Raw genomic sequence first — 7891 nt, 5'->3', positions numbered from 1 at the left:
TGTTCGATGCGTAGATCGATCTTCCCCCCCGCAACGCTGGTGCAAAGCTGGGGAGGTGTCGCCGCCATACGGCGACCGAGGGGTGCTGCTCATGTGGACCGCAGGCGTCCCGCCCGCTCACGGAGGCGCATGAGCGGGCGAGACGCCCGCGGTCCTGAAGACCATGACCCCGCCGCCCCCGTATGACGGGGCACCTCCCCAGCGAAGCTGGGGAGGATACGATCGGGCAAAGAAAAAGGGCCGGCTTTCGCCGGCCCCTACGCTTACGCTACGCTACGCGGAATTACGCTGCGCGACGCCAATCCTGATTCACCGTCGTCACCGGGTCGGCGACGTCGAACTGCGGCCTCAATCCCTGGGTCTCGCGGACCGCGAAGGCAATGTCGGCCCGGCAAAGGCCGAGGTCCGCAAGCTCGCGGTCAGTCATGCGATTGAGCTGGGTCTCAGCGGCTCGAAGCTTGTAGTTCTCCTTGATCGCGGCGGTGAGCCGGCCGAACGTCCGGCGAAGCGACAGGATCATATCTCCGAGTGCGTTCGCTAGAACCTCGGCTCGTGCATACCGGGCACGCAGATCGAGCAGGCGACGCTCTTCGAAAGAGAGGGGCAGGCTGGACTTGGCAATGTCGTTTCCCCCCGCCGGCGAAGTTTCGCTGCTCAGATTGTTCACGGTCCGAATCGGCTGGGTCATCATGGTGTTACTCCTTATTGTGCATCGCGGTAAGTGATGCTGCGCTGCACGAAGCAAATATAGGCCCTTGAGTTACATGAATAAGTGAGGACCTTCGAATGCCGATATGCAGACAACGCATGACGATGAAGAATTTGGCATTTCGCAAGCGCGAGAGAACAATTATTGCGCAGTTTGCCTCCCTCCGACGCCCCGCGTAGGGTCCTGCGACATGAGTTCCGCCTCCGACGATGCCCTTCGGTTGCTCGGCCAACGCGGCCGGCCGGCCGATTCCGCCGCGCTTGCCGACCTGATGCGGGGAATTGCCGCTGCCCCGGAAAGCCTCTCCGGCCCGGAATGGGTCGAGTTGGTCGATCCCACGGCAGATGCTGCCCTGACCCGGGCGCTCACCACCTGGCGGGCCGACCTCGGCAAGGCCGCCTCCGGCCTCGACGAGTCGCCCGCGCCGGCAACTCGATTGGCGGCCCTGCGCGCCGAGCTGCAGCGGCGCGGCCTCGCCGGCTTCGTCGTCCCGCGCGCCGACGAGCATCAGGGCGAGTACGTGCCTCGCCGGGCCCAGCGTCTGGCCTGGCTGACCGGCTTTCGCGGCTCGGCAGGCCTCGCGATCGTGCTCGCCGACCGAGCAGCCATTTTCATCGATGGCCGATACACGCTGGCGGTGCGCAGCCAGGTCGACACGGCGGCCTTCGCGCCGCACCAGATTCCCGAGCAGTTGCCGGAGAGCTGGATCGCCGAGAACCTGCCCAGGGGTGGCAAGCTCGGCTTCGATCCCTGGTTGCAGACCCTCGAGGGCCATGAGCGCTACGCGCGCGCCTGCCAGCGCGCCGGCGGCGAGTTCGTGCCGGTCGATTCCAATCCGCTCGACGCCGTGTGGACGGACCGGCCGGCGGCGCCGCTCGCGCCGGTGCTGCCGCACCCCGACGAGCTCGCCGGCGAAAGCAGCGCCGCCAAGCGCGCCCGCATCGCCGCCATCGTCAAGGGCAAGGGTGCCGACGTCGCCCTGCTCACGGCGCCCGATTCGATCGCCTGGCTGCTGAACGTGCGCGGCGGCGACGTGCCGCGCACGCCGTTCGCACTGGGCTTCGCCCTGTTGCACGGCGATGGCCATGTCGACCTCTACATGGACCGCCGCAAGGTGCCCGATCGCACCGTTGCCTGGCTCGGCAACAGCGTCACCCTGGCCCCGCCGGACGACCTCGCCGCCGCGCTCGACATGCTGGGCAAGGCCGGCAAACGCGTGCTGCTCGAAAGCGCAACCGCTCCGATGTGGGCGGCGACCCGGCTGCAGGCGGCGGGCGTCGAGATCGTGCGCGACGCCGATCCCGTGGCCCTGCCCAAGGCCTGCAAGAACGATGTCGAACTGGCGGGCATCCGGGCCGCCCACCGCCGCGACGGCGCCGCCGTCAGCCGTTTCCTGGGCTGGCTGTCTGCTGCATCGCGCGACGGTACGTTGCGCGAGATCGAAGTCTCGGACCGCCTGCAGGCGCTGCGCCAGGAGACCGGAGCCTTGCGCGACCTGAGCTTCGACACGATCTCGGGCGCCGGCCCGAACGGTGCCATCGTGCACTACCACGCGACGCCGGCCAGCGAGCGCCGGCTCGAGACCGGCAATCTTTACCTCGTCGATTCAGGTGGCCAGTATCGCGACGGCACCACCGACATCACCCGCACGGTGGCCATCGGCACGCCGACGGCGGAGATGCGCGATCGCTTCACCCGTGTTCTGAAGGGCCACATCACGCTTGCCATGGCGCGCTTTCCGGCCGGCACGACCGGGTCGCAGCTCGATGCCCTGGCGCGCTATGCGCTGTGGCAGGGCGGGCTCGACTACGATCACGGTACCGGCCACGGGGTCGGCGCCTATCTGTCGGTTCACGAAGGGCCGCATCGCATCTCCAAGGTCGCCAACAGCGTCGCCCTGCAGCCCGGCATGATCGTCAGCAACGAACCCGGCTACTACAAGGCCGGCGCCTACGGCATACGCATCGAGAACCTGGTCGCCGTGCGCGAGGCCGAGATCGAAGGCGCCGACCGCCGCTATCTCGAGTTCGAGACTCTGACCCTGGCGCCGATCGATCTGGCCTGCATCGAGCCCGGGCTGTTGACCGACGTCGAGCGTCGGTGGCTCGACGACTACCACCGCCGGGTGCGCGAGACGGTGGGACCGCAGGTCGACGAGGCCACGCGGGCCTGGCTCGACGAGGCCACTCGACCGATCGAGGGCTAGTCCGCCACGACGGTCCGGCCGAGCACGACGTCCTCGTAGACATGCAGCGAGGGCAGCCCGCCGGTGTGCATGAACAGTACCTTGGCGCTGGGCTTGAAGTGGCCCTTGCGCGCGAGGCCGATGAGGCCCGCCATGATCTTCCCGGTATAGACGGGATCGAGCAGGATCCCCTCGGTCCGCGCCAGCATCTGAACGGCTTCCACCATCCTGGCGTTGGGCACGGAGTATTTCGGCTGCCAGTAGCCGCCGACGCTCTTCACCGCTTCGCGCGGCACCTTGCCGATGCCCAGCAGGTCGGCCACGGCCTGCGCCTCCTTGTGGACCAGAGGCTCCTGGTCGGCGGGATCACGGCTGACGCCGATGCCGATCAGCGGGATCTTGATGCTGTTGCCGAAGAAGCCGGCCACCATTCCGCCATGGGTTCCCGAGCTCCCCGAGCCGACCACGACGGCGTCGAGCGCAAGGCCCATGTCCAGCCATTGCTGCTGCATTTCCTGCACGCAGGCGACATAGCCCAGCCCGCCGATCGCGTTCGAACCACCCCCCGGAATGACGTAGCCCTTGCGACCGAGCGAGGCGACTTCCTGCGCGACCCTGGACATCGCCGCGCCCATGTCCGAGCCTCCGGGAACGACCGTGATGGCCTCGACTCCCATCAGCTCGAACATGAAGTTGTTGCCGCCAGCTTCCTTTCGGTAGCTGCCCGGGACGCGTTCTTCGATCACGAAGCGACACTTGAGCCCTTCCTTGATCGCGGCGGACAAAGTGATGCGACAATGATTGGACTGTGGCGCCCCACAGGTGATCAGCGTGTCGGCACCCTGGGCCAGTGCATCTGCAGCCAGGAACTCGAGCTTGCGGGTCTTGTTGCCGCCCGGAAAGAGGCCGAGCAGGTCGTCCCGCTTGATCCAGATCTCCGGACCGACGCCGCCGGGGCATTGCGCCGCCAATGCCTTGCTGAAGTGCGGAAGCGGCTCGATCGGCGTGGGGGCATGAGTGTAGCGGCGACGCGGAAAACGAGCCAAATCCATCCGATCAACTCCAGCAAGAAACTGCAGCCAGCGCCGCCGCAAACGCACGCGACCATGAGGCGAGACGGCGCAAGCTCTAGCATCCCGCCCGCAGGGAAGCCATCGGCGGCCGCGAGGCAAACAAGGCGGCAAGCGAAAGTGGCTGGTCAGAATCGCGAGGTCCGGAGGTCTGCCATCGCACAGCACGTCGGGCTTGCCCATTCCCTGAGCGGTTCGCGTTGCCGCCCTGCACACCAGCTGCAGCCGACGATTGTGGATGCCCTCAGTCAGGGCGGCTTGCCGCCCGGCAATCACGTATTCGTTTCCATCATCCTGGGACCCAGGAGCGACCCGCCAGCGGCCGGCAAGGCCTGAGCGCCTGGTCGGCCGGTTCACGCTCGCAAGGTGAAGCGCGAAGGTCTTGAATTTCGGAAGTTTTGATGGATAATTTGCACTCTTCAGGCAATTACATCCGGGATGCAGGCGTGCACCTGTTACCTCAAAATCACACTGGGGCGGTAATGCGTCGGAGGGGGCTCCAAATTGTGGCGACTCCCAGCGGGGCCGCGTAGTATTTCACCGCTAACCCAATCACACCGGTCGACAGTTATACGACCCGCGAAAATATCTGCGACGAGGGAGATAAGAATGAGGAAGTTGCTCGTGACGGCGGTGTTGGCAGCAGCATCAGGCATGCCGGCCGTCGCCCAGGCCCAGGGTGCCCCTGCCCAACCCGGCGTCTATCTCGGTGTCGAAGGTGGCTTGAACTGGATGTTCGGCACCCAGATCCGGGAAAAGTACAATTCGCCATATACCGGTTGGGGCCTGGGTGGCACCATCGGCTATGATTTTGTCGGCCCGCGCATCGAGGTTGAGGGCCTGTATCGCCAGAACAACACCGGACAGTTCTATCGCGGCGCGGCGATCAACGGCCAGATCAGCCAGGTCTCGGTCATGGCCAACCTGCTGTACGACTTCCGCAGCTTCGGGTCGGTCATCCCCTACATCGGCGCCGGCGCCGGTGTCGCCTTCGTCGACTCCTTCTACCAGCTGAACAGCACGGTCTTCGCCTTCCAGGGCATCCTCGGTATCGGCTACGAGTTCGCGCCGGGCTTCCGGATCAACCTGGACGGCCGCTACTACGGCACGACCAACCCGAGCTTTCTCGGCAGCACCTGGAGCAACAACAACGTCAGCTTGATGGCGACCATCCAGGTCAAGTTCGGTGCAGCGGCCCCGCCGCCGCCTCCGCCGCCGGCGCCCGTCGCGCCGCCGTCGTTCATGGTGTTCTTCGATTGGGACCGCGCGAACCTGTCCCAGCAGGCACTGCAGACGATCGGCCAGGCAGCCGCCGCCTACAAGGCCAAGGGCAGCGCCCGCATCACGGCGACCGGCCACACCGACACGTCGGGCCCGGAGGCCTACAACATGGCGCTGTCGCTGCGCCGTGCCAATGCGGTCAAGGATGCCTTGGTGCGTAACGGCGTGCCGGCCAACGTGATCACGGTAATCGGCCGCGGCGAGCAGGGCCTGCTGGTGCAGACCGCCGACGGCGTCCGCGAGCCGCAGAACCGCCGCGTCGAGATCGTCATTCAGTAAGACGATCCGCAGCACTGATCTTCGAGAACGGCCGGGCTCAGCCCGGCCGTTTTTTTTGTAATCCGGACCGCGGGCGTCCCGCCCGCTCATGGTGCGGCTCTGCAGGGGCGCGGTCTGCCGCGCCCTTGCCGAACGCGCCTTCATGAAGCTCATGATCATGAGCGGGCGGGACGCCCGCGGTCCGGATGACCATGAAAGTCAGCTTCCGGCCGAGAATGCCAGCCACTCGGCCTCAGTCATGGTCTGGATGCCGAGCTCGGCGGCCTTGCGCGCCTTGGAGCCGGCATTCTCGCCCACGACCACGAGGCTGGTCTTCTTCGACACCGAATCGGTAACCTTGGCGCCGAGTTCCTCGGCGCGCGCCTTGGCCGCGTCGCGGGTCATCGACGCCAGCTCGCCGGTGAACACCACGATCTTGTCGCGCAGCTTGGCATCGGCCGCGACGGCGCGGCGTTCGACCGGCTGCACCGTGAGCTGACCCAGCAGATCGCGAATGATCTCGATCGTATGGCCCTCGCCGAAGAAGGCGCACATCGCGTCGGCCGTGGTGACGCCGATCTGCTCGACGTTGCACAGCCGGCCGTAGCTCGGCCCGACCTCGGTGGCGGCCTTCTCCTTCTTCGCCGGCTCCGGCGCCTTGGTGCGCTCGGCGGCGGCCTGCAGCATTTCCGCCAGCCAGGCGTCGGCCGCGCCGTATTCCTGGGCCAGGATCTTGGCCGTCGCCTCGCCGATCAGCGGAATGCCGATGGCATTGATGAACCTGTCCAGGGTGATGGTGCGCCGTGCCTCGATGGCCGCCACCAGGTTGCGCACCGACAGATCGCCCCAGCCCTCGCGTCTGCGGATGTCGTCGACGCGATCGGGCAGGCGGAAGATGTCGCCGGGAATCTTCAACAGCCCGTCGCGCCAGAAATTCTCGATGTGCGTGCCGCCCAGTCCCTCGATGTCGAAGCAGTTGCGTGAAACGAAGTGACGCAGCCGCTCGACCTGCTGGAACGGGCATTCCAGCCCACCCGTGCAGCGCCGCACGACGCCGCCCTCCTCGCTGCGCACCTCCGTATGCAGCGGGCACGGGCAATGGGTTGGGAAATGGAACTTGTGAGTCTTCTTCGGGCGCTCCTCCGGCACGTAGCCCAGCACCTGAGGGATGACGTCGCCGGCGCGCTGCACGATCACCATGTCGCCAACACGCACGTCGAGCCTCTCGATCTCGTCGGCATTGTGCAGGGTGGCGCGCGCCACCATGACGCCGCCGACATTGACCGGCTCGAGGTCGGCCACCGGGGTGAGCGCGCCGGTGCGCCCGACCTGGATCAGGATGCCGTTCAGCCGCGTGCGCGCCTGCTCGGCTGGAAACTTGTGGGCGATCGCCCAGCGCGGCGCGCGGCTGACGAAGCCCAGTCTTTCCTGCCAGTCGATGCGATCGACCTTGTAGACGACGCCGTCGATGTCGTACGGCAGCGACGGCCGCTCGACGGCGATCCTGCGGTAGAACGCGCGAACCTCGTCGGCCGTGCGACACAGCTGCGACAGCGGATTCACCTTGAAGCCCCATTCCTTCAGCAGGCCGAGATACGCGCTGTGGGTCTTCCAGGAACGTGGCTCGGCCTCACCCCAGGCATAGGCGAAGAACCGCAACGGCCGGGTCGCCGTGATCCCGGCGTCGAGCTGACGCAGCGATCCAGCCGCGGCGTTGCGCGGGTTGGCGAAGGTCTTCTCGCCCGCCGCCTCCTGGCGCTCGTTCATCTGCTGGAACGCCTTGCGTTCCATGTAAATCTCTCCGCGCACGTCCAGCGCACGCGGCGCCGTGCCGCGCAGACGATGCGGGATGTCCTTGACGGTGCGCAGGTTGGCCGTGACGTCCTCGCCGGTCGTGCCGTCGCCACGAGTCGCACCAACGATGAATTCCCCGTCCTCGTAGCGCAGGCTGATCGACAGACCGTCGATCTTGGGCTCGCAGGCGAAGGCGATCTCGGCATCGGCAGCCAGGTCCGTCTCGCGCTCGAGACCGCGGCGCACCCGATCGAGAAAGGCCTGCAGCTCCTCGTCGCTGAAGGCGTTGTCGAGCGACAGCATCGGCCGTCCATGTCGAACCTTGGCGAACGCCGTGGTCGGCGTCGGCGCCACCGTCTGGGTCGGGCTGGTCGAGTCGACCAACTCCGGCAGCCGTTCCTCGATGGCTTTCAGCCGCTGGCGCAGCCGGTCATAGTCGGCGTCGGAGATTTCCGGCGCGTCCTGCTCGTGATAGAGCTTGTCGTGGTGCGCGATCTCGGCCTTGAGGCGCTTGTGCTCGGCGCGCGCCTGGCGAGCGGTGAGATCATCGACCGCGATCGCAGAGACGACCTTGGCGGCCCGCGACATCGTCAA

At 66.7% G+C, this 7891-nt stretch carries 5 protein-coding genes; 2 read left to right on the top strand and 3 right to left on the bottom strand.

Annotation, left to right across the window (positions count from 1 at the left end; all coding sequences use genetic code 11):
• Positions 1–283: 283 nt before the first annotated feature.
• Positions 284–691, bottom strand: a complete 408-nt coding sequence (locus AB7O82_RS03570) for a DUF1127 domain-containing protein (RefSeq protein WP_428618654.1) — start codon at positions 689–691, stop codon at positions 284–286.
• Positions 692–899: 208 nt separating this feature from the next.
• Here AB7O82_RS03570 and AB7O82_RS03565 point away from each other — a divergent pair, with 208 nt between their 5' ends.
• On the top strand, positions 900–2915 hold the full coding sequence (locus AB7O82_RS03565) for an aminopeptidase P family protein (protein ID WP_428550714.1): 2016 nt from the start codon (positions 900–902) through the stop codon (positions 2913–2915).
• Here the strand turns inward: AB7O82_RS03565 and AB7O82_RS03560 are convergent.
• A complete protein-coding gene (locus AB7O82_RS03560) occupies positions 2912–4147 on the bottom strand; it encodes a D-cysteine desulfhydrase (protein WP_428618652.1) in 1236 nt (411 codons plus the stop codon). The genes AB7O82_RS03565 and AB7O82_RS03560 overlap by 4 nt on opposite strands.
• Before the next feature lie 426 nt (positions 4148–4573).
• Between AB7O82_RS03560 and AB7O82_RS03555 the strand changes: the two genes are divergently transcribed.
• Positions 4574–5524 (top strand): OmpA family protein, encoded by a 951-nt coding sequence (locus tag AB7O82_RS03555; protein ID WP_428543613.1) that lies wholly within the window; start codon positions 4574–4576, stop codon positions 5522–5524.
• 198 nt (positions 5525–5722) lie between these two features.
• On the opposite strand, the gene ligA is transcribed toward AB7O82_RS03555, so the two are convergent.
• Positions 5723–7885: an NAD-dependent DNA ligase LigA gene (gene ligA, locus AB7O82_RS03550; RefSeq protein ID WP_428543615.1), complete on the bottom strand. Its 2163-nt coding sequence runs from the start codon at positions 7883–7885 to the stop codon at positions 5723–5725.
• Positions 7886–7891: the final 6 nt, after the last annotated feature.

It is taken from the genome of Reyranella sp. (assembly GCF_050185545.1).
In the GTDB taxonomy this organism is placed as follows: Bacteria; Pseudomonadota; Alphaproteobacteria; order Reyranellales; family Reyranellaceae; genus Reyranella.
This window is presented reverse-complemented; position numbering and strand designations above follow the sequence as displayed.